Origin of the sequence: Liquorilactobacillus cacaonum DSM 21116, assembly GCF_001436735.1 — a bacterium.
GTDB classification, from domain to species: domain Bacteria; phylum Bacillota; class Bacilli; order Lactobacillales; family Lactobacillaceae; genus Liquorilactobacillus; species Liquorilactobacillus cacaonum.
In genome coordinates, this window is the sequence record NZ_AYZE01000015.1 from 3,215 (window position 1) to 30,169 (window position 26,955).

At 34.3% G+C, this 26,955-nt stretch carries 28 protein-coding genes and 1 other annotated feature; of the genes, 12 read left to right on the forward strand and 16 right to left on the reverse strand.

All coding sequences use genetic code 11. From position 1 onward, the window contains the following. On the forward strand, positions 1-260 hold a 260-nt coding region (locus tag FC80_RS09670; RefSeq protein WP_235807250.1), incomplete at its 5' end, for a transposase. A gap of 98 nt (positions 261-358) precedes the next feature. Then, positions 359-793 (forward strand): transposase, encoded by a 435-nt coding sequence (locus FC80_RS09675; RefSeq protein WP_235807257.1) that lies wholly within the window; start codon positions 359-361, stop codon positions 791-793. Positions 794-909: 116 nt separating this feature from the next. On the opposite strand, the gene pyrE is transcribed toward FC80_RS09675, so the two are convergent. From pyrE to lspA, 11 genes are all read right to left on the reverse strand, one after another. Continuing rightward, the gene (gene pyrE / locus FC80_RS06655) at positions 910-1,530 is read right to left on the reverse strand and encodes an orotate phosphoribosyltransferase (protein WP_057829368.1); all 621 of its coding nucleotides are present in this window, start codon (positions 1,528-1,530) and stop codon (positions 910-912) included. Beyond that, complete coding sequence (gene pyrF, locus FC80_RS06660) at positions 1,530-2,246, reverse strand: orotidine-5'-phosphate decarboxylase (protein ID WP_057829369.1); 717 nt, start codon at positions 2,244-2,246, stop codon at positions 1,530-1,532. Before pyrF ends, pyrE begins: the two co-directional genes overlap by 1 nt. After that, positions 2,246-3,178 (reverse strand): dihydroorotate dehydrogenase, encoded by a 933-nt coding sequence (locus tag FC80_RS06665; protein ID WP_057829370.1) that lies wholly within the window; start codon positions 3,176-3,178, stop codon positions 2,246-2,248. Before FC80_RS06665 ends, pyrF begins: the two co-directional genes overlap by 1 nt. A 65-nt stretch (positions 3,179-3,243) precedes the next feature. Further along, positions 3,244-6,432, reverse strand: a complete 3,189-nt coding sequence (gene carB, locus FC80_RS06670) for a carbamoyl-phosphate synthase large subunit (RefSeq protein ID WP_057829371.1) — start codon at positions 6,430-6,432, stop codon at positions 3,244-3,246. Beyond that, the gene (locus FC80_RS06675) at positions 6,425-7,510 is read right to left on the reverse strand and encodes a carbamoyl phosphate synthase small subunit (protein WP_057829372.1); all 1,086 of its coding nucleotides are present in this window, start codon (positions 7,508-7,510) and stop codon (positions 6,425-6,427) included. The genes carB and FC80_RS06675 overlap by 8 nt, the downstream gene beginning before the upstream one ends. Before the next feature lie 2 nt (positions 7,511-7,512). Next, entirely contained in the window at positions 7,513-8,796 is a 1,284-nt protein-coding gene (locus FC80_RS06680) for a dihydroorotase (RefSeq protein ID WP_057829373.1), read from the reverse strand. 1 nt (position 8,797) lies between these two features. Continuing rightward, on the reverse strand, positions 8,798-9,751 hold the full coding sequence (locus FC80_RS06685; RefSeq protein ID WP_057829374.1) for an aspartate carbamoyltransferase catalytic subunit: 954 nt from the start codon (positions 9,749-9,751) through the stop codon (positions 8,798-8,800). A gap of 9 nt (positions 9,752-9,760) precedes the next feature. Further along, complete coding sequence (locus FC80_RS06690) at positions 9,761-11,047, reverse strand: solute carrier family 23 protein (protein WP_057829375.1); 1,287 nt, start codon at positions 11,045-11,047, stop codon at positions 9,761-9,763. 145 nt (positions 11,048-11,192) lie between these two features. After that, a complete protein-coding gene (pyrR, locus tag FC80_RS06695) occupies positions 11,193-11,729 on the reverse strand; it encodes a bifunctional pyr operon transcriptional regulator/uracil phosphoribosyltransferase PyrR (protein WP_057829376.1) in 537 nt (178 codons plus the stop codon). 153 nt (positions 11,730-11,882) lie between these two features. Further along, complete coding sequence (locus FC80_RS06700; protein WP_057829608.1) at positions 11,883-12,785, reverse strand: RluA family pseudouridine synthase; 903 nt, start codon at positions 12,783-12,785, stop codon at positions 11,883-11,885. Beyond that, positions 12,778-13,224, reverse strand: coding sequence for a signal peptidase II (gene lspA, locus FC80_RS06705; protein ID WP_057829377.1), 447 nt, complete (start codon positions 13,222-13,224; stop codon positions 12,778-12,780). Before lspA ends, FC80_RS06700 begins: the two co-directional genes overlap by 8 nt. A 298-nt stretch (positions 13,225-13,522) precedes the next feature. Next, positions 13,523-13,761: a binding site (T-box leader), on the forward strand. 62 nt (positions 13,762-13,823) lie between these two features. Between lspA and FC80_RS06710 the strand changes: the two genes are divergently transcribed. Genes FC80_RS06710 through FC80_RS06720 form a run of 3 tightly spaced genes read left to right on the forward strand, consistent with a single transcriptional unit; the run spans position 13,824 to position 16,922 of the window. Then, positions 13,824-14,633: a homoserine O-acetyltransferase/O-succinyltransferase family protein gene (locus FC80_RS06710; protein ID WP_057829378.1), complete on the forward strand. Its 810-nt coding sequence runs from the start codon at positions 13,824-13,826 to the stop codon at positions 14,631-14,633. Between the two features lie 5 nt (positions 14,634-14,638). Next, on the forward strand, positions 14,639-15,760 hold the full coding sequence (locus tag FC80_RS06715; protein WP_083486944.1) for a PLP-dependent transferase: 1,122 nt from the start codon (positions 14,639-14,641) through the stop codon (positions 15,758-15,760). Between the two features lie 16 nt (positions 15,761-15,776). Beyond that, positions 15,777-16,922, forward strand: coding sequence for a trans-sulfuration enzyme family protein (locus FC80_RS06720; protein ID WP_057829380.1), 1,146 nt, complete (start codon positions 15,777-15,779; stop codon positions 16,920-16,922). A 177-nt stretch (positions 16,923-17,099) separates the two neighbouring features. On the opposite strand, the gene FC80_RS06725 is transcribed toward FC80_RS06720, so the two are convergent. Next, positions 17,100-17,678 carry an NADPH-dependent F420 reductase gene (locus FC80_RS06725; RefSeq protein ID WP_187327442.1) on the reverse strand — a complete coding sequence of 193 codons (579 nt, stop codon included), beginning with the start codon at positions 17,676-17,678 and terminating at the stop codon, positions 17,100-17,102. 102 nt (positions 17,679-17,780) lie between these two features. Continuing rightward, a complete protein-coding gene (locus tag FC80_RS06730) occupies positions 17,781-18,668 on the reverse strand; it encodes a GNAT family N-acetyltransferase (protein ID WP_057829381.1) in 888 nt (295 codons plus the stop codon). A gap of 198 nt (positions 18,669-18,866) precedes the next feature. Between FC80_RS06730 and FC80_RS06735 the strand changes: the two genes are divergently transcribed. The 4 genes from FC80_RS06735 (at position 18,867) to FC80_RS06755 (ending at position 22,762) form a co-directional block, all read left to right on the forward strand. Further along, positions 18,867-19,541 carry a GIY-YIG nuclease family protein gene (locus FC80_RS06735; protein WP_057829610.1) on the forward strand — a complete coding sequence of 225 codons (675 nt, stop codon included), beginning with the start codon at positions 18,867-18,869 and terminating at the stop codon, positions 19,539-19,541. 33 nt (positions 19,542-19,574) lie between these two features. Next, positions 19,575-20,156, forward strand: coding sequence for a YiiX/YebB-like N1pC/P60 family cysteine hydrolase (locus FC80_RS06740; RefSeq protein ID WP_057829382.1), 582 nt, complete (start codon positions 19,575-19,577; stop codon positions 20,154-20,156). 944 nt (positions 20,157-21,100) lie between these two features. After that, entirely contained in the window at positions 21,101-21,919 is an 819-nt protein-coding gene (gene pnuC, locus FC80_RS06750) for a nicotinamide riboside transporter PnuC (RefSeq protein WP_057829384.1), read from the forward strand. 504 nt (positions 21,920-22,423) lie between these two features. Beyond that, entirely contained in the window at positions 22,424-22,762 is a 339-nt protein-coding gene (locus tag FC80_RS06755; protein ID WP_057829385.1) for a hypothetical protein, read from the forward strand. A gap of 191 nt (positions 22,763-22,953) precedes the next feature. Here FC80_RS06755 and FC80_RS06760 read toward each other — a convergent pair whose 3' ends face one another. Next, positions 22,954-23,391, reverse strand: coding sequence for an NUDIX hydrolase (locus FC80_RS06760; protein WP_157055599.1), 438 nt, complete (start codon positions 23,389-23,391; stop codon positions 22,954-22,956). Positions 23,392-23,527: 136 nt separating this feature from the next. Here FC80_RS06760 and rpsN point away from each other — a divergent pair, with 136 nt between their 5' ends. After that, positions 23,528-23,797, forward strand: coding sequence for a 30S ribosomal protein S14 (gene rpsN / locus FC80_RS06765; protein ID WP_057829386.1), 270 nt, complete (start codon positions 23,528-23,530; stop codon positions 23,795-23,797). 88 nt (positions 23,798-23,885) lie between these two features. On the opposite strand, the gene map is transcribed toward rpsN, so the two are convergent. Both map and FC80_RS06775 read right to left on the reverse strand, forming a co-directional pair. Then, positions 23,886-24,686, reverse strand: coding sequence for a type I methionyl aminopeptidase (gene map, locus FC80_RS06770; protein WP_057829387.1), 801 nt, complete (start codon positions 24,684-24,686; stop codon positions 23,886-23,888). A 5-nt stretch (positions 24,687-24,691) separates the two neighbouring features. Next, entirely contained in the window at positions 24,692-25,234 is a 543-nt protein-coding gene (locus FC80_RS06775) for a GNAT family N-acetyltransferase (protein ID WP_057829388.1), read from the reverse strand. A gap of 391 nt (positions 25,235-25,625) precedes the next feature. Between FC80_RS06775 and FC80_RS06780 the strand changes: the two genes are divergently transcribed. After that, positions 25,626-25,871, forward strand: coding sequence for a hypothetical protein (locus FC80_RS06780; protein ID WP_057829389.1), 246 nt, complete (start codon positions 25,626-25,628; stop codon positions 25,869-25,871). 308 nt (positions 25,872-26,179) lie between these two features. Beyond that, positions 26,180-26,929: a hypothetical protein gene (locus FC80_RS06785; RefSeq protein WP_057829390.1), complete on the forward strand. Its 750-nt coding sequence runs from the start codon at positions 26,180-26,182 to the stop codon at positions 26,927-26,929. The last annotated feature ends 26 nt before the right edge of the window (positions 26,930-26,955 follow it).

Below are 26,955 nucleotides of genomic sequence, written 5' to 3' on the forward strand. Positions count from 1 at the left end.
TTAATCAAATAGTTGAAGACCTTAAAATTAATGATCCTTACATCTTTGGACGACCGCGTAAGTATGATCTGCGTGTACTTTTAAAATTAATTTTGTTTGCGTACACAAAAGGTATCTTTAGTAGTCGCCGTATTAATACGTTGGCAGAAGAGAATTTGGCAGCCCGTTGGCTGACACAAGAACAGGTTCCAGCCTACCAAACAATTTGTCGTTTTAGAATTTCAGATGAAGTTGAGAACTTGATTAATCATGTATTCTAAAACTAACCAAATATCTAAAACAAAACAATTTTATTGATCCACACGGAGTTAGATTTAGTTTTTATGCTTTCCATAAGCACAAAGACAAGTACGAGTTTATACGTGAATTTAAAGAGTATCAGGCAAACAAATACGATAACGATTTTCAGGTTGATAACTGGGCATTCACTAAAAGCGGAAAACCTCGTAAAATAAGTATTAATGGCACATGGGAATATTTCAAAGCTAAGGAACGAAAATTGCTTTCAAATCACCAAACCGGTTCAATTTACGGACGACGTAAAATAGACGTTGAATCAGTTTTTGGTGGATTGAAGGCTTGTTTGGGTTTCAAAAGATTTTCAGTTAGAGGCCTTGAAAAGGTAAAAAAAGAAGCTGGAATTGCCTTGATGGCAATGAACATTAGAAAATTGGTGGCGAAGGTTACCAACTATAACTGGTTTATAAACAAAAAGAAGAGATTAGTGAAAATCAAAGAACAATTTTCGCTAATCTCTTTTATTTTGAAGGACTTATGGCACAGCCCCAAATGACCTATAAATTATTTTACCACGCGTTAATTAATCTTCCATAATACCAAATTTTTCAAAGAGGTGTTTTCACATGAATTGGTCATTTAGAGGCAGTTACAGTTCAAAAAAATTACTTTCTAATCCAACCAATCTTTTGGATCTTCACGCCACTTATGTAATAAGTTACGATCTTCCTCAGTAATTTGGTTGTTTTGTGCAGCAACTTCAATCAATTCACTATAATTAGTCAATGTTACAAATGGAATATTAACCGCAGCAAAATTTATTTTTGCGGCCTCTAACTGATAACTAAAAATTCCGCAAACACCGATTACATCGGCACCTTCTTTTTGTGCAGCCTCAACCGCCTTTAACACACTGCCACCCGTTGATATTAGATCATCAATCAAAATCGTTTTTTGACCTTTTTCAACAACTCCTTCGATTTGTCGTCCTTGACCATGGTCTTTAGGCTTTGACCGAACATAAATCATTGGTAGATTCAATTCAGCAGCAATCCATGCAGCATGGGGGATACCTGCAGTCGCAGTTCCTGCAATTACCTGTGCTTCTGGGAAAAGATCTCGAATCAAATTAGCAATCCCCTGCGCAATTTCTTTTCGAATTTTTGGATAACTAATTGTTAGACGATTATCACAATAAATTGGGCTCTTAATACCACTCGCCCACGTAAATGGCTTATTAGGTGATAAGGTCACAGCATTGATTTCTAGTAAGTCCTTTGCTACTTGTTTCATTACTTTGCATCCTCCCATAACTTCTTAACCGTTTGATATGCACTAACTCGATCTTTAGCTTGCGTAATTGTTCTGCCTACAACAATTGCACTACTTTGATTTCTAGCAGCTTCATCTGGTGTCATTACACGTTTTTGATCCCCAACTTCTCCACCGGCTAGCCTTATTCCTGGTGTAACTCTTAAAAAATCATTACCTGTTTCTGCAAAAATTTCTTTGGATTCAAAGGCTGAACAAACAACACCATCCATTTCAGCTTTTTTCGCTATTTTTGCATAATGCAAAACACTTTTTTTCAATGGTACATCCACAAGTTGTTCATCTTTAAGCATCTTTTGATCTATCGATGTAAGCTGAGTAATTGCAAGTATTTTGGCACTTTCTTTTCCACTACTACCATCTAATAGTCCGTTTTTCGCGGCGCACATCATCTCAGTTCCTCCACTAGCATGAAGAGTAGTCAAATCTACTCCAATTTTGCCCAAAACACGCATTGCACTTTCAACAGTATGTGGAATATCATGACATTTTAAGTCTAAGAATACATCATGCCCTAACGATTTGATCTCACGTACCATATCCGCACCTTCACTATAATATAGCTCCATTCCGATTTTCACAAATAAATGTTCATCTTGTGGAAATGCAGCTAAAAATTTCATTGTTTCAATACGGTTTGGAAAATCCAACGCAATAATTGGTCGGTTAATTTTCATTAATGAGCACTCCTAACTTCTTTTATCAAATCTTGAAGACTACTGATTCCTAGCTCGTCCATCTTTGCAGGCAATTCATTAATAATATCAAGGCAAGCAGTTGGGTTACTAAAATGTGCTGTCCCGACTGAAACACAATGGGCACCTGCTAAGTACATCTCAATAACATCTTCAGGAGTTGTAATCCCACCTGAAGCAATAATTGGCAAGTCAACAACATGACTAACTTGATAAATCATTCTAACAGCGAGTGCTCTGATTGCTTTTCCGGACAAACCGCCAGTTCCATTACCCAAAACCGGTTGGCGAGTTTTTACATCAATTTTCATCCCAAGAACTGTATTAATCATACTTAATCCGTCGGCCCCAGCTGCTGCAACAGCCTGAGCCACCTCAACAATATCTGTGACATTAGGAGTTAGCTTTACATACACCGGAACATTTGTAACTGCCTTAACTGCTCTTGTTAGTTCACTTGCAACTTTAGGATTAGTTCCAAACAGCATCCCACCTTCATGTACATTAGGGCAAGAAATATTCAATTCTAGTGCATTAACTAAGCCTGAATCGCTTAGAGACTTAGCAACTGTAACATATTCTTCTTTAGTTGAACCCGCTATGCTTGCAATAAGCGGTAATGTTGGAACTTTAGCACGTAACGTTGGAATTTTTTCATCCAGAATAACCTTTAGTCCTGGATTTTTTAATCCTACCGAATTTAGCGCTCCATCTTCTAAAACATTTATTATGGGTGCTGGATTTCCAATTCGTTCATCCAGTGTTGCAGATTTTAAAATAATAGCACCTAGTAGATTTAAATCATATTTTGTCGCAAAACTATTATCGCCAAACCCAAAACAACCACTTGCAGGCATCACCGGATTTTTAAGTTCCAATCCCGGTAATGAAACAGCCAATCGCGCATCCACCATAGCAATACCACCCATTCATTTATTTTTTTTATTTTAAATTCTGTAATTTTAAAATAAATCTTGTTCTATCTAATTACATCAGTCGCAAACGTTCTGTTTTCCATCGCCCGTCCCAAAGCATCTGCCGTATTTAAAGAAGTTAGTAATGGAACATTATGTTCAATCGCGGTTTGTCTAATTGTAAATCCATCAGAAGTAACTTCTTGATCATGACTCATTGTATTAATCACAAGTTGTATCTTCCCTGCTTTAATAATATCAAGAATATCTAATTTTGAAGTTCCTTCTTGACCTATCTTATTGACAGTCATTACATGTAGTCCATTTTCTTTCAAGAATGCCGCCGTTCCATTTGTAGCGAAGAGTCGATAACCCACACGACTAAATCTTTGTGCCACAGGCAATACAATTTCTTTATCATTACTATCAATTGTTAATAAGACGTTACCATTCATTGGCAATTCCATTTTTGCACCCGCAAAAGCCTTCAATAGTGCTTTTTCAAAAGTATGGTCACTTCCCATTACCTCTCCTGTCGATTTCATTTCAGGTCCTAGATAACTGTCAACATCTTCAAGCTTACTAAATGAGAATACTGGAGCCTTCACATGTATTGTTTTACTTTCAGGATACAGGCCAGATTCAAATCCAAGTTCTTTAAGCGATTTGCCCAAAATTACTTTTGTGGCTACCTGTGCCATTTCAATCCCAGTAATTTTGCTTAAAAAAGGTACTGTTCGACTAGCTCTTGGATTAACTTCCAAAACATATGCTTCATTATCATGAATAATAAATTGAATATTCATAATTCCAACACACTTCAATGCAACTGCTAATTTTTTTGTTGCAGCAACAATTTGTTGTTTAATGCCATCACTGAATGATTGTGGAGGATACACTGCCATAGAATCTCCTGAATGGACACCTGCATGTTCAATATGTTCCATAATACCTGGCAATAAGACATCTGTTCCATCACAGATTGCGTCAACTTCACATTCAAGTCCTTCAAGGTAAGCATCAACTAAAATAGGATGATCAATTTCTGCCTTAGCATTATGCTCAAGATAGTTGCTAAGCTCAACTTCATTATTAACAATTTCCATTGCTCGTCCACCCAAAACATAGCTAGGTCTTACCAGCACTGGATAGCCGATTTCAGCCGCCGTCTTCACTACACCTTCTTGGGTTGTTGCAGTTTTTCCAACTGGTTGTTTAAGTTCTAAGTTATTAATAACCTGATCAAATAATTCTCGATCTTCTGCCCTGTCCAAATCTTCCACAGTTGTTCCAAGAATTTTAACACCATTTTCAACCAATCCTGCTGCCAAATTAATTGCTGTTTGTCCCCCAAATTGAACAATCACACCTAATGGTTTTTCTAATTCGATTACATTCAAAACATCTTCTAAGGTGAGTGGTTCAAAGTACAATTTGTCAGATACAGAAAAGTCTGTAGAAACCGTTTCTGGATTGCTGTTCATAACAATAGCTTCATATCCAAGCTTTTGAATAGCTTTGACACTGTGAACTGTCGCGTAATCAAATTCTACCCCTTGTCCGATTCGAATTGGCCCCGAACCAATTACAAGAATTGATTTTTTATCGGATGGGATACTCTCATTTTCCATATCATAGCTGCTATAAAAATATGGGGTATGTGATTCAAATTCTGCGGCACATGTATCTACCATTTTATACGTTGGTATTAATTTGCTAGCCTTACGAAAAGCTCTAACTTTTGCTTCGTTTGAATTCCACAATTTTGCAATTGTCATATCGCTAAACCCATAACGTTTTGCACTTTCTAAGACATCAATATTTTCAGGATTCTTGCAAATTTCAACCTCAAGTTCTGTGATATGTTTTAACAAATCAAGAAAGTAAATATTAATCTTAGTTAGTTCATGTAACTCTTCAAGCGAATAACCTCGTCTTAATGCTTCAGTTAGATAAAAAAGGCGATCGTCTTGAGCATGCATAATTTTTTCTTCAAGTTTCTGATCACTGGCAGTTCTTGCCTCATCAGAGAATAAATCTTTTTCGTCAATTTCAAGTGAACGTACAGCTTTTTGTAATGCCTCTTCAGCAGTCCGGCCAATTGCCATAACTTCTCCGGTTGCCTTCATCTGGGTGCCTAATTTACGATTTGCACGTGCAAACTTATCAAATGGCCAGCGTGGAATCTTTGCTACAACATAGTCTAATGCAGGTTCAAATTGTGCAAACGTTGTTCCAGTTACTGGATTTTTTATTTCATCAAGTGTTAATCCTACCGCAATTTTGGCAGCCATCTTAGCTATTGGGTAACCAGTCGCCTTTGATGCTAGTGCTGAGGAACGACTCACACGTGGATTAACTTCAATTACATTATAGTTAAAACTATTTGGATCTAAAGCTAATTGAACATTACACCCACCTTCGATTTTTAAAGCACTGATTAAACGCAAGGATACATCACGTAAAATTTGATATTCACGATCTGCTAATGTCTGCGTAGGTGCAAAAACAATTGAATCACCAGTATGAATTCCAACAGGATCAAAGTTTTCCATACTGCAAACGACCATTGTATTATCAGCATGGTCTCGCATAACCTCAAATTCAACTTCTTTGTATCCCATAATACTTTTTTCAATCAAACATTGTGTCACTGGTGACAAATCTAATCCATTTGCTGCAATCTGTGATAATTGTTCTTTGTTGTCACAAAGCCCTCCACCTGTTCCACCCATTGTAAATGCAGGTCGAACAATTACAGGATAACCAATTTTTTCAGCAAATTCCAAAGCTTCTTGCGTTGTATTAACTGTCTTTGAAGGTGGAATTGGTTCATTCAAATCATTCATTAATTTCTTAAAAAGTTCACGATCTTCTGCTTGATTGATAGCTGATAATTTTGTTCCTAGTAATTCGATTCCTAATTCATCCAAAATTCCATTTTCTGAAAGAGACATTGCCATATTAAGTCCCGTCTGTCCCCCAAGAGTAGGCAAAATTGCATCTGGGTATTCTTGTCGAATGATTCGTGAAACTGAATCTGTTGTAAGCGGTTCGATGTATACACGATCAGCAATTTCTGTATCGGTCATAATTGTTGCTGGATTGGAGTTAACTAAGACCACTTCGTAACCCTCTTCGCGCAGAGCCATACATGCTTGTGTTCCGGAATAATCAAACTCAGCTGCTTGACCAATAATAATTGGGCCAGAGCCAATTACCATGATTTTGTGAATATCGGTTCTCTTAGGCATTGTGTTCATCCTTTCTTGTATCAATCATATGCATAAAATCATCAAAAATGTCGACTGCATCATGTGGACCAGGTGCTGCATCTGGATGGAATTGAACACTAAACGCAGGATAATTCTTATGACGCAAACCTTCAACAGTCTCATCATTAATCTCGCGGTAAGTGATGTTCATTACATCATTATCAACTGATTTAGGATCAACTGCATAACCGTGATTTTGTGAGGTAAATGAAATTCTACCACTTGCGATTTCTCTAACAGGGTGATTGAATCCACGATGTCCAAACTTCATTTTGAAAGTATCAGCACCGTTTGCGAGTGCAAACAATTGATGTCCTAAACAGATTCCAAACAATGGCAATCTTTGTTCAACTTCTTTAATCATCTCAATTGCAGCAGGAAGTGACTTTGGATCTCCAGGTCCATTCGATAGCAACACTCCATCTGGATTTAACCTGAAAATATCTGTAGCAGTAGCATTATATGGCAATACAATTGTATTACAATCACGCTTTGCAAGCTCACGTAAAATACTATGTTTCAAGCCAAAGTCAATCACAACCACATTTCTTTTACTTCCGGGATTAGGATAAGGTTTGCTCGTTGAAACCTGTGCAACCAGATTTTCATTGACAACTGTTGCATTTAACTGTGAGAAAGAATGTTCAATATCTTCCACAGAATCAATTATTCGTCCCTTCATTGTGCCAGCATTACGTAATTTCTTGGTAAGTGCTCTAGTATCAATTCCAGTAATACCTGGAATATTCATCTGTGTTAAAAAATCTGCAAAACTACTTTGTTGTCTCCAATTACTTGATGTCCGTGCTAATTGATGACAAATAACGCCCTTACATCCTGGTTCGATTGATTCATAATCATCCAGATTCACTCCATAGTTACCAATCAATGGGTTTGTAAAAACCAATATCTGATTTGCAAATGATTGATCTGTAACAGCTTCTTGATAGCCTGTCATCCCTGTTGTGAAGACGACCTCACCTGTAGTGATAACATTTGCACCAAATCCTTCTCCTTTGAAGATACTACCATCTTCTAAAATCAAATAACGTTTCAAGTTCAGTCCTCCCTTTGATAAACACATTTACCATTAACAAATGTCATGATTGTTTTCCCATATACTTTTTCGCCTGTAAACGGCGTATTGGTACCCTTCGAAAGATAATCTTCTTCCTTTAGTTCATATTCCTGATTTAGATCAAAAACTACAATATCTGCTGGCTTGCCAATTAATAATTGCCCAGCATCGCTTATTTTGAAAGCTTTGGCTGGCTCAACACTCATTTTATCCAATAACTGTTCTAGTGACATTTTCCCTGTTTTTACAAAATGCGTGTATAACAATGTAAACGCAGTCTCACTACCGGTAATTCCAAATGAAGCTTGACACATTCCACCAATCTTTTCATCATGGCTATGAGGTGCATGATCAGTCGCAATCATATCGATTGTTCCATCTAGCAAACCTTTTAGTAACGCTTTTTTATCTTCTTTATCTCGTAGTGGTGGATTCATCTTGAAGTACGCATCATCTTTTGGAATATCTTCGTCGCTTAACAATAAATGGTGTGGAGCAACTTCACAAGTTACGTTAATTCCTTTTGACTTAGCAAGACGCATCAGTTCAACACTTTCTTTAGTTGATAAATGACAAGCATGATAGTGAACCCCTGTTTTTTGTGCAAGAATTAAATCTCTTGCTAATTGTGATGATTCACTCAAACCAAGCATTCCAGGTAGTTTCAGTTCGTGTGCACGTTCGCCTTCATTCATAACTCCTCCATAAAGTAAGGAATTATCTTCAATATGTTCAACCAAAGGCATATCAAGGCTTGCAGCTAGTTTCATTGCCTGATACATTGTACCTGCCGTTTGAACACCACTTCCATCGTTACTAAATGCAAATGCACCTGCAGCTTTCAAAGCAAGTAAATCATTGATTTTCTCACTTTTCAAGCCTTCCGTAATTGCTGCATATTGCTTAATGTTTACTACTCCATCTTTTTTATTTTTTTCAATTACTTTGGCTAACTTATCTGGTGTGTCGGGAACCGGGTCAAGATTTGCCATTGCACAAACTGTTGTAAAGCCACCATGAGCAGCCGCCTGGCTTCCAGTTTTAATTGTTTCTTTATACGTGAATCCAGGTTCTCTATAATGAACATGAACATCCACTAATCCAGGTGAAACGAGTTTTCCAGTAAGATCAAACTTTTTAATATCGCTAAGGAACATCCCTAATTCATGGCCAAAAGCTGCAATCTTCCCATCTTTGATAAGCAAATCCATTTTTTGGAGCTGACCCGCTTGATATACAAGCCCATTCTCAAGTAATAAATCCATTCTAGAACCCTCCTAAATGTCTACCTAAGATTACTGTTTCTAGCATTGCCATTCGCATATAGACGCCATTTTGCATTTGTTTAAAAAATCTTGACTTTGGTGCTTCAACCAACTCAGATGCCAATTCAACATCCCGATTAATTGGACCTGGGTGCATAATAATTGCATCTTCTTTCATTCGTTGATAACGATCAATTGTTAATCCGTACTGTTCATGGTATTTAACTGTACTAAAATTACTTTCCGTTTCATGTTCATGGCGTTCATGTTGAACGCGCAATAACATCACAACATCCATTTCATTTATAAGATCATCAATTGCCAAGTGTTGCCCATATTTTTCAAATTCATTGGTGTACCAATAATCAGGACCTGCAAAGAAAATCTGTGCACCAAGCTTTTTTAATAATTGCATATTGCTACGTGCAACTCGGGAATTAACTAAGTCGCCAATAATTGCAACTTTTAGCCCTTCAAAAGTTCCAAATTGCTCATAAATCGTCATCATATCAAGTAATGATTGCGATGGATGTTGCCCACTACCATCTCCTGCATTCACAATTCCCATATCCAGCTTTTGTGTTGAATTGAGTTTGATTAGTTCTTGATAATATTCATTTTTTTGGTGACGTATCACTGCTAAATTAACTCCAATAGCATCTAAAGAAAGTAAAGTGTCATAGAGAGTCTCGCCTTTTTTTACTGAACTTGTTGCTGGATCAAATGGAATTGTTCGTAATCCAAGCTTCCTTTCAGCCATTTCAAAGCTACAATGTGTTCTTGTACTATTTTCAAAAAACATATTGACTGCATAAATTGGTTGCGTAAAATGTGGTATCTGCCCACCATTTTTAAAATAAATTGCACGTTCAATCAATGTTTTAACTTGATCATTTTGTAGATCTTTGACTGTCACAAAGTGCTGTAACTTAACATGACTCCCGACCTCTAACATTCTTATCTCCTACCTTTCACTCAATGCTTTATCAGGAAGAACCAAATTCAAAACAATTCCAAAAACTGTTGCTAATGCGATACTTGTTAATTGGAATGTACCTAATTGTAAATAAGTACCACCAATGCCGATTACCAAGATTACTGAAGTAATAATTAAATTTCTTTTTAGCTCATAGTTTACTTTGTTATCTACCAAAATTCGCAAACCGTTTGAAGCAATCATTCCAAATAGCAAAAAGCTGATTCCGCCAATTACAGGGCTAGGGATAGAGTGAATCAAAGCACTTATTTTGCCTACAAAACTAAACAATACTGCAAAAATAGCAGCACCACCCAACACCCAGACACTGTGAACCCTTGTCATTGCAAGTACGCCAATATTTTCACCATAAGAAGTTGTTGGCGGACCCCCAAAAAAACCTGCGATAATAGATGAAAGTCCATCCCCGAATAATGTTCGATGTAATCCTGGATCTTTAAAAAAGTTGCGCTTCGTTAATTTATTTAATACCATCACATGACCCATATGTTCAGTCATCGTAACAAATGCGATTGGTGCCATTCCAATAATTGCTGCTGGGTACCATTTAAAATTATAATTGATAAACATTGCATCAAATGCTGGTAAAGAGAACCATTTTGCTTGTGCAACTGGTGTTAAATCGACTATTCCAGCTACAAGTGCCATGAGATAGCCACAAATAATTCCTAGCAACACGGGTATCATACTTGGAAACCCTTTAAGAAACATATTGAAGATAATCGTAATTAATAGTGTGAAAATGGCTACCAAAAAATATTTCAAATCATAATGAGTCCCATTCATCATTGCATCGGTTGCCGCAGTTGTTGCAATTGAGAGCCCAATCACAACAATAATGGGGCCAACAACAACAGGTGGTAAAACTCTGTCTACCCATTTGCTACCAAACCGGCTAACAATTAACGACACCACTAAGTAGACTAATCCTGCTGAAATCGCACCTTGAGCGACTGCTGGGTATCCAGCTGATTTCATTAAAACTTGCATAGTCCCAATAAATGCAAAACTTGAGCCTAAGTATGCTGGAATTTTTGCTTTAGTACATAATATATATATAAGTGTTCCAACACCTGAACTAAATAGTGCAATGCTTGGATTTATACCAACCAAAAGTGGTACGAGAACTGTCGCTCCAAACATCGTAAATAGATGTTGAATTGATAAAACAAGCCAATGACCAAATGCTGGCCGATCTTTTATATCTAGTAATGCTTCATCATTTCTAAACTCTTTTTGCTTATTTGAATCCATCTTTATTCTCCCCTTTTATACAAAAAAACCTGAATCTTGATTGATCCAGGTCGGCATAAGGTTAGGCCAAATCCATAAAAATTGTTATGGCTTTGACACTTCAACCTTTTTGCTCTCTCTGGAGTCAATTAAATGGTTGTCGCTATTAAATTTTTTCGATTTTGATTGAGTCTTTTTCATCAATTTCTTCAACTTCAACCGAAATCTGTTCATCAAGTGAAGTTGGAATATTCTTACCAACAAAATCTGCACGAATCGGTAATTCACGGTGTCCACGATCAACTAAAACAGCTAAATTAATTTTCTTTGGGCGTCCCTGATCCATCAATGCATCAAGTGCTGCACGAATTGTTCGTCCTGTAAATAAAACATCATCAATCAAGATAACCTGTTTTTCAGTGATATCAAAACCTAATTTAGCCGAATTAACAATTGGTTCATTCGTATTAGCAGCATCATGGCGATCATCACGGTATAGTGAAATATCAAGTTCACCAACAGGAACTGTGGCACCTTCAAGTTGCTGTAAACGTTGTGCAATTCTTTTTGCAAGGTAAATTCCTCGAGTCTTAATTCCAATAATCACTAAATCTTCGATACCTTTGTTTTTTTCAATAATCTCATAGGTCATTCGAGTCAGTGCACGTTTCATTGCCATTGAATCAACAACTTCTTTAGCCATTTTATCTTCTCCTTTTTGTTATTTGTCCAATAAAAAACCACCTAGCTACATAAGCTAAGTGGTAGACTTTGGTCTTTTTCCGAGTTCAATCAAGACACTGCCTTCTTAGCCTCACGGGACTATGTTTAAAGGACCTTTCTTTATATTAATCTACTAGAGCCCATCTTGTTTGTCAAGACGTTCTAATGTTTTTTTGAATATTTCTGGTAGTGGAACTTCAAAAACCAATTCTTTACCTGTTTTAGGGTGCTTGAATCCCAGTTTAGCTGCATGTAAAAATTGCCCATTGCCCTTAATTGTTTTTGCTGGTCCATACAATGGATCTCCTACTAGCGGATGGCCAATATACTTTAAGTGTACCCTAATTTGGTGGGTTCTCCCTGTTTCAAGAATGCACTTAATCAATGTATAATTTTGATATCGTTTAAGGACAGTAAAACGTGTCACTGCATTTCGTCCGCCAGCCACAACTGCTTGTTTTTTCCGATCCTTTGGTGAACGACCCAGTGGGGCATCAATTTTACCGCTATCTTCTTTAATAACCCCATGAACTAAAGCTGTATATTCCCTAATATTTGACTTTGCTTTTAGTTGTGCAGCCAAACTATGGTGTGCCTTGTCATTTTTTGCAACCATCAATAACCCAGAGGTATCCTTATCGATTCGGTGAACGATACCTGGTCGAAATTCACCATTAATTGTAGAGAGTGGGCTATGCGCTAAAAGTGCATTGACTAGTGTCTTATTGGGGTGACCAGGTGATGGATGTACTACCATGCCTTGTGGCTTATTAACTACCAAAACATCATCATCTTCATAAACAATGTCCAACAAAATATCTTCTGCTTGAACACTTATTTCTTTGACTGGTGGAATAATTAATTCAATTTGATCATTTTTCTTTACTTTGTAGTTAGGCTTTTCTATATTTTCATTAATTAAAATCGCACCATTAAGCAACCACTGTTTTAATTGCGATCTGGAATATTCAGGAAAAAGCAGAGTTAACACCTTATCCAACCTACCATTTTCGTCATTAATAATTTTCTTAGTCATTCTTTTCATCCCGCAACATTCCAATGATAATAATAACAACCCCAACTGAAAGAGCTGAGTCTGCTACATTAAAAATTGGAAAATTAATAAAATCAAGTTGTAACATATCAACAACGTAGCCTATTCTAATTCTGTCAACAAAATTGCCGAGTGTCCCACCTATCATTAAACTAATTCCAAGTGCATAAATCCAATTTTTCCTTAATTTTAAAAAAAGATATCCTAAAATACCCAAAGCTACAAGAGTAATCAAAAATAAAAACCATTTTTGACCAGTAAAGATATTCCAAGCAGCCCCATAATTTCTAATATGAGCAATTGATAAAATTGATGGAATAAACTGAACGCTATGGTCTAGCGGTATACTATTGACCACCAATAATTTTACCAATTGATCTAATAAAACAACTGCAAAAATCAAAAAGATATAAAGCGCCATTACATGTATCCTCGCTTTCGCTATGCTTCTGACATTTGCAGAAACAGTATATATAATCCTAAGCATTTATTATACAGCATTTAAACGAAACCTTAAACAGGTGTTTACTCAAAAATTGCTATCTAGTTTAGTTTTTCTTTTTTCGCTTTCTTATGTTATCAAACAATTAGTATAACTGTTATCAAAATACAATTAACTCCTCAAAATTTAACCTTCAATCGCAAAAAATATTTATTTTGAACTTTTTCTCAAAAAATCACTTGACCTTTTTTTAATTTAGTTTTAATCTAGATACTAATAAATGACGTTGAAAAGATAAGTAATATTTCAAGTGATATACAGAAAAGCCGATTATGTTGAGATTCGGTTATCATGCGGATACGAATATGGTCTTGGAGTTAAGGTAAGATGAGCATTTTGAGTTGTAAATCTTGCACGGGTACACCCGTTATAGTGTTCACGTATAGAATTCATTTTGTACGGTTGAGAGCTTCTTAGCTAAATCCGGGTGGTACCACGATAACTATCGTCCCGCAGTCTATTTTTTAGGCTGCGGGACTTTTTTTATAAAATTATAATCGATAAGGAGATTGTCAAACATGAGTAAAATTTTTATTTATAACGGATATTCTAAAAATACAAATGTCTCCCACCCCGAGGCACTGCAAGTATTATTACTCAATTTAATGCCAAATCGTGCAGAAACAGAACTCCAATTTATCTCATTATTGAAACAATCGCAAAGAGATATTGCACTTACCTTTTGTTTACCAAATACACATAACTTGAAAAATAATGCCGCAGAATCTCTTGAAAAATATTCAATGTTTAATGAAATACATGAAAATTATTATGATGCGTTAATTGTTACAGGTGCACCATTAGACCGTTTAGATTTTTCAGCTGTTGATTTTTGGAATGAATTTACTGAAATTTTAACTTGGCGTAAAACCCATGTGAGCCAAAGCCTTTTTGTTTGTTGGGGAGCTTATGCCGCGGGAAAAATTGATGGTATTTTCGAAGGAAAGCAACTTATCCAAAAAATTTCAGGGGTGTTCACCACTAATAACTTAACTATTCCACATTCTCGTTATTTTATCATTCCAATGAGTAATTCAATTGATGGAGATGTTATTGCTGGTAACGATGAGATTGGAGCTGCTTTGATAATAAACAAAGAATTAAATTCTACTTATTTAACTGGACACTTAGAATACCAAACAGAAACTCTCGCTCAAGAATATCAGCGTGATGTTGCTGCTAAACTTAACCCCCCAAAACCAAAAAATTATTTTAATACACAAAATCAACCTATCAATACTTGGAAAAAAACAGCAATCACTTTGTATCAACAGTGGATTAATAATGTCACCATCTTACAAACCTCATCTGTATCAGGAAAGGAATAAAAATTTTGGAAAAATATGAAATCGAAACACTTTTAGCTCAAGCTGGAAATCATAGCCAAGAAGACCCATATGGAACTGTCTCTACCCCCATTTATCTCTCATCTAACTTTCGACATGGCAAGTTATCCGATGTAGATCACTTTGATTATGAAAAACAATATGCATATTCAAGAATGGCAAATCCAACAAGAAAGGTTTTAGAACAAACACTTGCTTTGCTAGAAGAAGGTACACGAGCATTTGCACTTAGTTCAGGAATGGCAGCAATTCAATTAGTCTTTTCACTTTTTAAAAGTGGCGATGAAATCATCTCCACAGATGATTTGTATGGTGGCACATTTCGCTACTTTGATCACCTAAATGACCATTTTGGCCTTAACTTTTCTCAATGGAATGGTAAAGACATTGCTGATCTTAAAAAGCTAATTACTGCTAAAACTGTCGCAATTTGGATTGAAACTCCTTCAAATCCAACTATGAAAGAAGTTGATCTCGTAGCAATTGCAACTTTTATCCATAACATAAATTCTAATATCAAAATCATCGTGGATAATACTTTTTATACCCCAATTTATCAAAAGCCACTCACCTTAGGGGCTGACATTGTGGTTCATAGTGCAACAAAATATCTTTCTGGCCACAATGACCTTCTAGGTGGAGCAGTTGTTTGTAAAGGAACAGAACTTACTGAAAAACTGATTTTTAACTTCAACACAACAGGAGCAGTTCTTGATCCCTTTGATTCGTGGCTCCTATTACGAAGTCTTAAAACACTCCCATTAAGAATGCGACAACATACTGAAAATGCACAAGCTATTTTCAAGTTCTTGTCAACCTCTCCTGCAGTTTCTAAAGTGTTGTACCCTGGAGTTGGCGGTATGATTAGTTTTTATTTGAAAGATTCATCTAAATTAGCTACCTTCTTTGACAATTTAAAAATAATTTCATTTGCTGAAAGCCTCGGTGGTGTGGAATCACTAGTTACCTTACCCGCAAAACAGACCCATCATGATATGCCTATTGAACAAAGAGAGCATTTAGGAATTACTGATAATTTATTACGTCTTTCAGTAGGTTTAGAAAACAGCAAGGATTTAATCACAGAATTAAAAAAAGCATTGGAATAAAGGAGTCTTCTTAATAATGAGTAATTTCAATACACAACTAGTGCATGGGAAATCATGTAATGAAAATAAAACCGGATCAGTAAACCCACCTATCTATAATTCAACAACTTATGTCTATCCAAGTGTAAACTCTAAGGTGCGTTGGGACTATGCTCGCTCAGGAAATCCGACTCGTGAGTTCTTAGAAAATCAAATTGCAAATCTTGAAAATGGCGACAGAGGATTTGCTTTTTCTTCTGGTATGGCAGCAATTCATGCAGCTCTTTCAATTTTTTCGCCGGGCGATCATCTGATAATCGGTGATCAAATATATGGTGGTACCTTCAGATTATTCAATCAATTCTTTAAACGCTGGCACCTTGAATTTACAACTGTTGATACAAGAAACATCAGTGCAGTAGCAGCCGCAATTAAGCCCAATACCAAAGGAATCTATTTTGAGCCATTTACTAATCCCCTTCTTCAAGTCACAAGTGTCCGGGATATCGCAGAGATTGCACATAAAAACAACTTATTAGTAATTGTTGATAACACTTTCCTAACACCTTATTTACAGCAGCCACTAACTCTTGGGGCAGACATTGTTATTCATTCTGCTACAAAATATCTTGGTGGGCATTCAGATGTGATTGCAGGAATCGTGGTTACCAAAAATAAAGAGTTATCGGAGAGAATATATTTTTCGCAAAATGCTATTGGCAGTGTACTTTCTCCCAGTGATTCGAATCTAATTCGTAGAGGAATACAAACTCTCAGTGTCCGCTTAGATCGGCAATTATTAAATACGCAAAAAATTGTTAATTTTCTTGAAAAAAGAAATGAAATAAAGAAAATAAATTACCCTGGGATTAAAGGAACTCCAGGCTACAAAATTGCTTCCTCTGAATGTTCCGGATTTGGAGCTGTTTTGTCTTTTGAGGTCCAAAATATTGATGTTATTAATTTTGTAAACAACATGAATCTCTTTCAACTAGCTGTGAGCCTTGGTGCAGTTGAAAGTCTTGTTGAATTACCTTCAAAAATGTCCCATGCTGAACTTTCTTCTACTGAACAATTAAAATGTGGCATCTCACCTAATCTTGTTCGCTTAGCGATTGGAATCGAGGATGCAGTTGACTTAATTGCAGATTTAGAGCAAGCATTGGAGCACGCTAAAATCTAAGTTGATTACTAATTAACTAAAAATTCACCGAATCTTTTAACCATCCAATTTTTATTTGCAAACAAAAGAGGTTGAATCAGAAAAATATTTTTTGATTCAGCCCCTTTATTTTTTGAATAATTTATTTGGCACTCATTAACGCAAATTATTGTCTTATTTCAAAACTTTCTTCTTTAATTACTCTATTATCCCAAAGCCACCTGTCCAACTAATATTTTCATTAGCTGCAAGTGTCATTTGTAAAAATCCGACAGCTTCTAATTCATGTGCACGTTTAAGTCCCCCAGCATCAATAACTTTGAGCCCACTTCCATCCAATGCTGCAACAATTGCCGATTTTGCATTATCAAAATCTGATGCCAATAATACAGTCGTCGTTATCTTTGATTCACCCACTTCTTTAGATAACAATGTCCCAGCAAAGTTCGTATTAAATCCCTTAACAATTTGAATACCAGGTACTTTATCTGCTAATTGTTCTGCTGCTGAACTACCAATTGGTACAACAAGTTCATCCCATGTCTCAAAGTTTAGCGGATTAGTAATATCAATCACAATTTTGTCTGCTAATTTATCTGCTTGTTTTGTAACAATTTCTAATGCTGCCGTATAAGGTACAGCAAGAACAACAATATCACCAATGTCACCGACCGTATCAGTTGATCCAATATAACTAACCTTATTGTCTGCTTTAACGAAATTATCGCCGATTGCTTTACCCATGTTTCCCTTACCAAAAATTGTAACATTCACCATTTGAAGAACCTCCCCTAAAATTTATACACAGTTTTATTTAGTACAATTATAAGGTAGAACCAAATTCTAAAAAAAGCAAAAACTCTTTCTCGCCTATTATGATTAATTTACTTCAGACAAATAATAAACTTTTGATTCTATCTCGAAGCCTAATTTTTTATACAAATGAAACGCTGCTGTATTTGATCCATCCACAGCTAAAACAAAAGTCTTTTGACTTTCCTTGCTTTCTTCAAAATATTCAACAATTGCTGTAATAAAAGTCCTCGCAAATCCTTTGTTACGAAAATTTTTCGCAATAAAAAGCCCGTATAAATAATATTCTTCTTTCGAACTTATATCAATTGAGCAACAACCAACAGCTGAATCTTTAAAAAGCAATACAAAATTCCTATTATTTTTATCTGCTAATCCCATTGTTAAATACGTCTGTGCTTCTTTTGCTGACGAATCCGGAAATGCTTCAATATAAATCGGAACAATCGCTAAGATATCACTTTTTTCAAGTGACCTAATTTTCAAGTCTTTTTGTATTTTTTCAAGTCTCTGACTTTTTTGACTCAACCTCATTTGATATTCAGGTTCAGGATCCGCTAACAAACAGAGTTTATTTAAAAAAAGTGGATTAGCATCTAAAAATCCACCCTCAGAAATAAACTCCCATTGCTTATATCCATATTCACGTAAAATAGCTCTTCCAATTTGCCACAATTTTGTTCCAATTCCTTGTTTCCGCATCTTCGGTGAAACTATTAAGAAAACATCGACTGATTCATTTGGTTCTCCATCTGCATAGAGCATCAAAAAGCCAATCATCTTTTCATTTTCTCTAGCAACTATAAATGCTGGCATGTCAGGGTAATAGTTGAACTGATTACTAAGATATGGATCTTTTTTTGTATTATCAAACTTGTGTACTTCATCAACTAGACATTTTATTTCTTCTTTTTGTTTATCCGTAAGACTTTTGAATTTATCGTAACTAACCATTTATGTTTGACCTTTCAAAATTAAAAATTATATTAGTATCTTAACAAAATCTTTGCTAACAGTCTAATCTGTTTTTCATATTTATCATGTTATAATTAATTTAAAGTTGAAAAAAGAAAACACATACATACAATTCTAACCAACATTTTTGGGTGGTTAGTATCCATTTGATTTCAAACACAAAGGATTGTGAAAAAAATGAATGAAACTGACAATGAACGGGGCTACATATATGCACTAGAAAATAAATCATTTTCCGGATATATAAAAATCGGACAAACAAAAAATCTTGAACACCGACTTTTTCAATTCAATAGCACTGGTATTCCAGATGGTAAACCGACACTTCTCCTTTTTGCAGTGTACATCAAAAATTACAAAAAAGCAGAACGTATTTTACATAAGACGCTTTCTGATAAAAGGGAAAGCTCTTCAAAAGAATATTTCAAAGCAACATATAATCAAGTTAAAAGTGCCTTTTCGCTTTTAACATTTAATGACCCTACTGCAGAGATGATTAGACCCGAAATCTATAATTCTAAAATAACTGGAAAAAAATACAAAGTTGTCACACGCAAAATTGGAACTAGGCCTAATCGGACATTTAAATATCTAAGTATTCCTGCTGGAGCCAGACTCGTTTTCAAAGAGAGTCCAAAATTAGTTGTCACCGTTCTAGACGAAAAAAATCATGTTTTATGCCGGTGTGGCAAAAAGCACTCCCTTTCACGTGCTGCAATTTGCTGTTATGATTATTATCATAAGTTACCAGAAAACGAAAGTGGAAAAGATAGAAATGGATTTGCTTGGTTTAAGTACAATGATGTATTGCTTTCTGATATTAAACCAATGGTAAACCAGGAATTTGACTAATTAAACTACTGTGGAGGGGGTATCCTCTTTAAGATGAATAATCATTTTACTTCAATATTGAAAAACGGCGATTTGTTATTTGTACATTGTAATGATGAGCAATTCTCACAAGTAATCGCCCAAAGTACAGCTGAATTTTCAACTAAAGAAAACTTAACTAGAAACTATACGCATGTCGCAATATTGGAAAAGAAATTATCAGAATTATTTGTGCTTCATGCCGTTCCAAAAAAAGGATGCATTAGACAGCCATTAATTGAATTCTTAAAAGAAAATGACAATGTTGATGTTTATCGTTTAAAAAAAGAAAAAATTGACTTTAAAAACGTAATACGACATGCAAAAAAATTATTAGGTAATCCATACAACGATAGTTTTATTGCGGAACAGCCTGGCTATTATTGTTCCGAATTTATTTGTGCACTCTTTTCTGATATTTTCATACAAACGCCTATGACTTTTGGATCAAAAAACACAATTTTACCCGAATGGCATAACTATTACAAAAACTTAAATTTGCCAATTCCAAATGGATTACCTGGATCAAGTCCTAATTCACTAATCAAACAGAACTTAACTAATTTTGTTACAAGCATTCCTCCTTTCTTTTCGTAGTTTTTTAACGTAGCTATGCGACCTAAAATTGAATATTTGTGTTAAAAATGTTATAGTTTAATCAGATGAATCTATTAAGAATTATTGCTATAGGAGGCTAGAATGTTAGCTTTATTATTGTTCACACTTGTAATTACTATCTTTTTCTGTCTAATTATTTTTTTTATTACTGCTTACCTAAAAAAGACTTCATGGGGACCATTGGTGATTTGTATAATTTCGCTTACCTTTTTATTGTTCAGTCTCTCTTTAGTTTGTCGTTCGAACACGACTACCCAAATTACATATAGTAAAAAAGAAGTTCGGCAATTAGGGACTTTGCAAACTGTTAATCTTACGACGAAAATGAAACCCAGCAAAACAAGACAAGTTAATACACCCTACATGCGTGGCAGTGTAAGTAATTTCAATTCATTGTCACCCCTGAGTTTTTATCAAAAACAAAAAAAGCTTAATAATAGTAAATCAACTCAAATTAAAAATGATTTTAATATTATCACATACCAATTGAAGAATTCGAAATGATTAACGAATAAAGCAAATTGTATTTATGTAATATTAGTTCAAGTCTTAACTGATTTTCATCAGTTAAGGCTTGAACTTTTTTATATTTGAATTAAATTCAAAAAAATAGACCTATAGGGAATGTTATAGGTCTACTATAAAAACAAATTGGTTGTGAAAAAATTAATTTGTATTAATGACTGCCAATTCATTTTATATACTCATTTTATAATATTTTAGAAATAAATAAAGTTGTACAAAATGAAAAAATTCACAAAAAAAATATTTAGTTACAGTTAACCAACGACAAAACTCAAACAGTTAATTAAAAATTTGACTATGTGTCAAGACAGGGGTAAAATCTCTTACAGTGATTGTATGATTAAACAGCGTTGCGTCCGAACACGGCTGTCTAAAAACAACTAAGGAGATTTTTAATTATGAAAAATGTTTCAAATTTTTATAAGGAACCTAATAATCAGCCATCTTCATCACACGAAAGTTTTTCCCACAACTTTAGCGAAGCACTCTTTCAAGTTTTTAATTTACAAAGAAACGTCTTGGAGCTTAAAACATTACGTAAAACAACTAAAGTTATGATGTCCATCATGCTAGTTGCAACAGTTGCTTCTTTTATTTTTGGTAATGATTTCACTTTTTCTGGCTGGATTGGTCTCATAACTGGAATTGCTGTCGTGTTGAACTTGATTCTTGTTGATCAAGGCAGATTAACGAATTATAGTTGGGGTGTTCTAGGATGTGTTGTTTGGTTGATAATTGCCATCAATAATCGCCTAATTGGCGACATTGCATCACAATCATTTTACCTAGTGATGCAATTTGTTGGGCTTTATGTTTGGCACAATCAAATCAACAAACAATCGACAAAAAATGAATTAACTTCTCGCAGTTTTACATGGTTGAGTGGCCTATTCTGGTTAATCGTGACCTTCATCATTTATTTTATCGTACTATTTTTTAGTAAAAGATTAAATGGCACCCAGATTTATCTTGATGCTACCCTTTTACCTCTTGGTATTGTCGGTCAAGTCTTAATGACTTATGGCTATCGTTCTCAATGGATTGCTTGGATTACTTTAGATATAGTAAATGTAATCATTTGGTTTAACCAATTAAAAATTGTTAGTCCTGCATCTAGTTCAATGTTTGTTCTTCAAATTATCATGTTAATAAATTCATTATATGGTATTTATCTTTGGTACTTCGGTCAAAAAGACTCTACTGTAAAAGCAAACTAGCAATTGGAAAGAATCATAAAATTCAATATCAAATAACCGTGACTTGAAACCACACTATCATATAATCACTTCACTAATTCACTTTTAGCAATTTTAAAATAGCAAAATTCGATAATAAAGACTGAATCAAATTATTTTTTTGATTTGGTTTTTTTTATAATTAACTTCTTCGAAAAAAATTGATAACAAAAACCTCTTCTTTTCCTCTAAAAAAATTTAATGCTTTTATGTTTCACTGTAAAAATTTGATACTTTTTTATTAAGGTATACATCTTCATAAAACTATTGTAATATTTTAATAAAAGGGGAATAGTTTTAATGAAGCAAATTATAAAAATCATCTTGAAAGTAATTAATTGGATAATTAATATAATCACCTTGCTCTTAGCTTTTATAAAAAAGCCCTGGGAACTATAATGATTTCTTTATTTTACAACTAAACTTATGTCCAATTAATTGAAGACACTAAAAGCTAGAACATACTTTACTAGGGGGATAATTTTTATGCAAGAATACGAAAATACTGTACCACCTGAAATCAAGGGTTGGAACTGGGGAGCATTTATGTATAATATTTTTTGGGGAATTGGGAATAAAACCTACTTACCACTTTTATGTCTGATTCCAATTTTTAATATTATTTGGATTTTTGTTTGTGGTTTCAAAGGAAATGAATGGGCATGGCAAAAAGGCAATTACGAAGATATTGCAACTTTTAAAGCTGTGCAAAAAACTTGGAACCTTGCTGGTCTCGTCCAATTTATTATAGCAATCGTCGTATTTGCCTTATATATTGGCACTCTCGTACTTATCTATTCGACTATAACGAACGGATCATATTAATTTCTAAAAAATATAGATATATCCACATTCTATACAGATTCAAAAACTTATTAGCCCCAGTACTAATTGACAACAATCAATTAATGCTAGAGCTTTTTATTTTACACTAAAGTCAACCCCTTTAGCTTAACTTTTTCTAACCGATAACGTATTCTAATTAAACTAAAATTTTGCCCGCAGCAATTTGCTGCTTAACATACAAGTAGCATTTCTTTATTTTGCTGATTGAACAAGGGTGGTAATTTATCCAAAGCAAAGTATTTCAAATCAAGTGTTTCTTCACTTCTTTCTTCTAATAACTTTCCACCAATTTGTTTAACCAAAAATAACTGTGAAATAACCTGTGCTACATCTCCATTAGGGTATTCCGTTAAATCATTATCAAATGTTCCTAAAAGAGAAATAATTGAAACATCTAACCCGCTATCTTCTTTAACTTCGCGTACACAGGCCTGCGCAAAAGTTTCTCCAAATTCCAAATATCCCCCCGGTAAACTCCAATCATTAGAATCTACCCGAAGATTTAATAAAACTTCTTTTCTCTCATTTAAAATAACACCACCGGCCGCATTTAAGATAATTGGTGTATGTCCAACAAAATTTCTAATCATTTGAATATAATTAGCCACAAGTTATGTCTCCTTTTTAATGTGCTTTTATACTTGTTATTAATAATAATAAAAATCAAAACTTTACAAAACAAAAAAAATCCTTATACTTAATTAAATAGTATTAATTACTATTTATACGAAAGGAAGCTACACTATGGCAAAAAAATCAAAAATTCAAAAAGAATTAAAACTTCAAAAAACTGTTATGCATTATGCAAAACAACGAGCTACACTGCTTGCTAACCATGATTATGAAGGACTAAGTCAACTTCCAAGAAATGCATCACCTACACGATTGCATAATCGTGATAGACTTGATGGCCGCCCACATGCATATATGCGTAAATTTGGAGTTTCCAGAATTAACTTTAGAACCCTTGCACATAATGGCCAAATACCGGGTATAAAAAAAGCAAGCTGGTAATAAAACTATATTTTAAGCACCCTAAAATGACATTGTTTCTAACTTTTTCATAGGTGCTTTTTTTATTTTTCTTATGAGCTAAACTTGTCTACAACAAATATTTACTATCACCTGTAGGATCTTGCGAAGTTAATATCTTTGGCCCATCCTTAGTAATTGCCACTGTGTGTTCAAATTGGGCTGACAAGCTATGATCAGCTGTTACAAAAGATATCCAATCATCTTTGACATCATAGCGATCAGCAATTCTCCAATCACCACCTGCATTAACCATTGGCTCAATTGTAATCACCATTCCCTCACGTAATCGTGTTCCCTTATGTGGGCGACCATAATGCAATATATCTGGTCCATCTTCATGAACTGAAGGCCCTATGCCATGTCCAATTAAATCTTTAACATCCCCCATATGATTTTGTACTTCTACGTACTCTTGGATTGCGTGTCCAATATCACCCACTCTGTTACCAACTTGTGCTTGCTCAATTCCTAGATACAAACTTTTCTTTGCAACATGCAATAATTTATTAATTTTCGGAGTACTCTCTCCAATTACATAAGTCCAAGCAGAATCACTTTGATAGCCATGCCAATTTACGCAAAAATCTACGGTCACTACATCGCTATTTTGTAGCTTAAGTCCTTTACGTGGAATTGCGTGGGCGACTTCATCATTTATACTAATGCAAGTTGCATATTTGTAGCCATCTACACCTTTTTCTGAAGCAGTCGCATCTTGGGACTGAATATATTGATCAACAAATTCTTCAATTTCCCAACAGTCCATCCCCACGTGCAACTTTTCTTTTAATTTTTTATGTGTATCAGCAAGAATTGCACCTGACTTGGCCATTCCTTCGATTTCACGTGCTGATTTTAAATTAACCATTGTGTTTATATATTCTCCTTTTTAAAATTATAATAGAAATAAATATCCTGCTTTCCTTTTTGGGAGGTTTGCTCATAGACCATCGTGTTAAGTCCACCGATTTCAAATCCATAATTCAGATAAAACAAGCAGGCACCTAAATTATTATTTTGACCAATCGTCCATAATCCGTGATAACCCTTTTTCTTAGCAATAGTTTCCACTTTTTTTAATAATTGTCGTGCAACATTTTTTCTACGATATTTTTTACAAACTTTTAAATCTAGCAAATATAGCATTTTATTCCAGTTGTATTCAAAAATTGCTAACCCAACAATTACATTTTCTTCAAATACACCAATCGCAAATCCCTTCTTATTAATCTTGCTTAGTTCATAATTTTCATCAGGAAAAGTTTGCTCAAAAATATTTTGTAACTCATATTCTTTAACTTCGTAATTCCATCCATTCAAATCTCTGCTGACAATAAGCTCTCCAAATATCTTAAATGGTTCATTTTTTAGCTGTAAAGGTTCGCTATTTTGTTCATTTAATATTTTGAAATCCATTTTATAGCTCCTTTCAATATTACTGAGCTGATTTTAAAATAAGTTAATCCTTTAAAAATTTTTCTTTATACCGTTACTTAACTCATTACCATAAGCAATACCACTGCGGTAGCAGAAATAATTCCAATAATTGACCTCTTAACAAATTCCTGCTTCTCTAACATTTACTTTAAAAACGCAATCTATATTTTCGAGCTATTATTTAAGAGGTTTTCTTTTCTCAAAAAGTATTTGACTTTTAGAATCCTATTTCTTAATACTACTCTTTTTTGTGCAATTAGAACATAATTGCTGTTTAAATTTATCTATTACTATCTTCGGCTTGTTTAGCAGTATAATAATGCAGTACAACAAATGTTAGTGTTATTTTATTTGTAAGGGAGAGTACAACTTGACTAACGAAAAAAGAGCAAAATTGCTGTTTCAATTAACTACATTGGAACAATTACATATTTTAAAGGACAATGACTCTACTGATGTTTATATTGTAGAGAGCGAATTTTCAAAACTTACAAGTATTTTGAATTTTCTTGGCAGCATCGGAAGTTATTTTGAATATTCACCTGTTACTGATGAGTACAACAAACTTATAGAGTTTCATATCATAATACATGATTATGTTTGCTCAAAATTTTAATTGATAATTACTTTATTCAATTATCTTAATTTCTAGTTTAAGATTAACAACAACTATAACAAATCAGTTCTGATTAAATACTTACATAAAAAAACTTTACCAATCGTATATTTAAATTACAACTTTTGTAATTCAATCTTCAACAAAAGTATAGAGACATAAACAGGCCTTAATTTCTTGAATCAATGCGAAGTCAAGATTAGGGCTTTTTTTCATCCAACCTTATTTTCAAATTTTTTATTTTTTACATATATTATATTTCAAAATTTATTTTCCATGGTATTATTTACTTAATTTGGGGGGGTTTTATGAAAAAGTTGTTGCAATTCAATATTAAAGATACCGAAAAACATAAAATTGATACAAATAAACTTATAAAAGAAGTGGTTGAATACAACGGTAAAGATTTTCTATTTGATGGCTTGAGCAATTCTGAAATAAAAGAAGAATACTATGATGAAAAAATATATCAGTTAGACAAATATCAAATTAACACGATATCTGATATAAAATTATCCAAACAAGATGACCATTATAGCATCGTCATTTCAATTGAAGGTATAGAAAATTTTTTTACAATTGGATCAGTTCCGCAATCACTTACATTGAAAATTGATAACTTATTAGAAGGTTCTGACATTAAATGTGAGATTGTAATGATGGGCGGAAAATACAAAAAAGTTATTGTAAATGATGATGGCTCTGAAGTCGTCAAAAGTTTCAGAGAGCCAATTTTATTTAGCCTATCAATTTATGAACGTCCCGCTATTCCAACAGGATATTCTCAAATCGGATATGAAGACATTAATGAGAAACATATTGACTATTTCTGCCCAAATTGTAAAGAAAAGCTTTCAGGAAAAAGAAACTGCTTAACCTGTGGTCTTGAAATCTTCTATCCTGGAGAAAAACACCCTAAGACTACTTCGGAAAAAATAATTGAGACTAGCAATAAAATTTCTATAGCTGGAGACTCGGTGCAAAGTTTTGGTAATTCTATGATTTTGGGTTGTACTATTCCAATCATCATAATAATACTAATAATGTTGTTGTTTTAATTACTACGTCCAAAACTGATGACCTT

Coding starts and splice junctions, on each gene's coding strand:
- pyrE (WP_057829368.1), bottom strand. CDS start 1,530: ATGAAACAAGTAGCAAAGGACTTACTAGAAATCAATGCTGTGACCTTA.
- pyrF (WP_057829369.1), bottom strand. CDS start 2,246: ATGAAAATTAACCGACCAATTATTGCGTTGGATTTTCCAAACCGTATT.
- FC80_RS06665 (WP_057829370.1), bottom strand. CDS start 3,178: ATGGTGGATGCGCGATTGGCTGTTTCATTACCGGGATTGGAACTTAAA.
- carB (WP_057829371.1), bottom strand. CDS start 6,432: ATGCCTAAGAGAACCGATATTCACAAAATCATGGTAATTGGCTCTGGC.
- FC80_RS06680 (WP_057829373.1), bottom strand. CDS start 8,796: ATGGATTTATTACTTGAGAATGGGCTTGTATATCAAGCGGGTCAGCTC.
- FC80_RS06685 (WP_057829374.1), bottom strand. CDS start 9,751: ATGTTAGAGGTCGGGAGTCATGTTAAGTTACAGCACTTTGTGACAGTC.
- FC80_RS06690 (WP_057829375.1), bottom strand. CDS start 11,047: ATGGATTCAAATAAGCAAAAAGAGTTTAGAAATGATGAAGCATTACTA.
- pyrR (WP_057829376.1), bottom strand. CDS start 11,729: ATGGCTAAAGAAGTTGTTGATTCAATGGCAATGAAACGTGCACTGACT.
- FC80_RS06700 (WP_057829608.1), bottom strand. CDS start 12,785: ATGACTAAGAAAATTATTAATGACGAAAATGGTAGGTTGGATAAGGTG.
- lspA (WP_057829377.1), bottom strand. CDS start 13,224: ATGGCGCTTTATATCTTTTTGATTTTTGCAGTTGTTTTATTAGATCAA.
- FC80_RS06710 (WP_057829378.1), top strand. CDS start 13,824: ATGAGTAAAATTTTTATTTATAACGGATATTCTAAAAATACAAATGTC.
- FC80_RS06720 (WP_057829380.1), top strand. CDS start 15,777: ATGAGTAATTTCAATACACAACTAGTGCATGGGAAATCATGTAATGAA.
- FC80_RS06725 (WP_187327442.1), bottom strand. CDS start 17,678: ATGGTGAATGTTACAATTTTTGGTAAGGGAAACATGGGTAAAGCAATC.
- FC80_RS06730 (WP_057829381.1), bottom strand. CDS start 18,668: ATGGTTAGTTACGATAAATTCAAAAGTCTTACGGATAAACAAAAAGAA.
- FC80_RS06735 (WP_057829610.1), top strand. CDS start 18,867: ATGAATGAAACTGACAATGAACGGGGCTACATATATGCACTAGAAAAT.
- FC80_RS06740 (WP_057829382.1), top strand. CDS start 19,575: ATGAATAATCATTTTACTTCAATATTGAAAAACGGCGATTTGTTATTT.
- pnuC (WP_057829384.1), top strand. CDS start 21,101: ATGAAAAATGTTTCAAATTTTTATAAGGAACCTAATAATCAGCCATCT.
- FC80_RS06755 (WP_057829385.1), top strand. CDS start 22,424: ATGCAAGAATACGAAAATACTGTACCACCTGAAATCAAGGGTTGGAAC.
- rpsN (WP_057829386.1), top strand. CDS start 23,528: ATGGCAAAAAAATCAAAAATTCAAAAAGAATTAAAACTTCAAAAAACT.
- map (WP_057829387.1), bottom strand. CDS start 24,686: ATGGTTAATTTAAAATCAGCACGTGAAATCGAAGGAATGGCCAAGTCA.
- FC80_RS06775 (WP_057829388.1), bottom strand. CDS start 25,234: ATGGATTTCAAAATATTAAATGAACAAAATAGCGAACCTTTACAGCTA.
- FC80_RS06785 (WP_057829390.1), top strand. CDS start 26,180: ATGAAAAAGTTGTTGCAATTCAATATTAAAGATACCGAAAAACATAAA.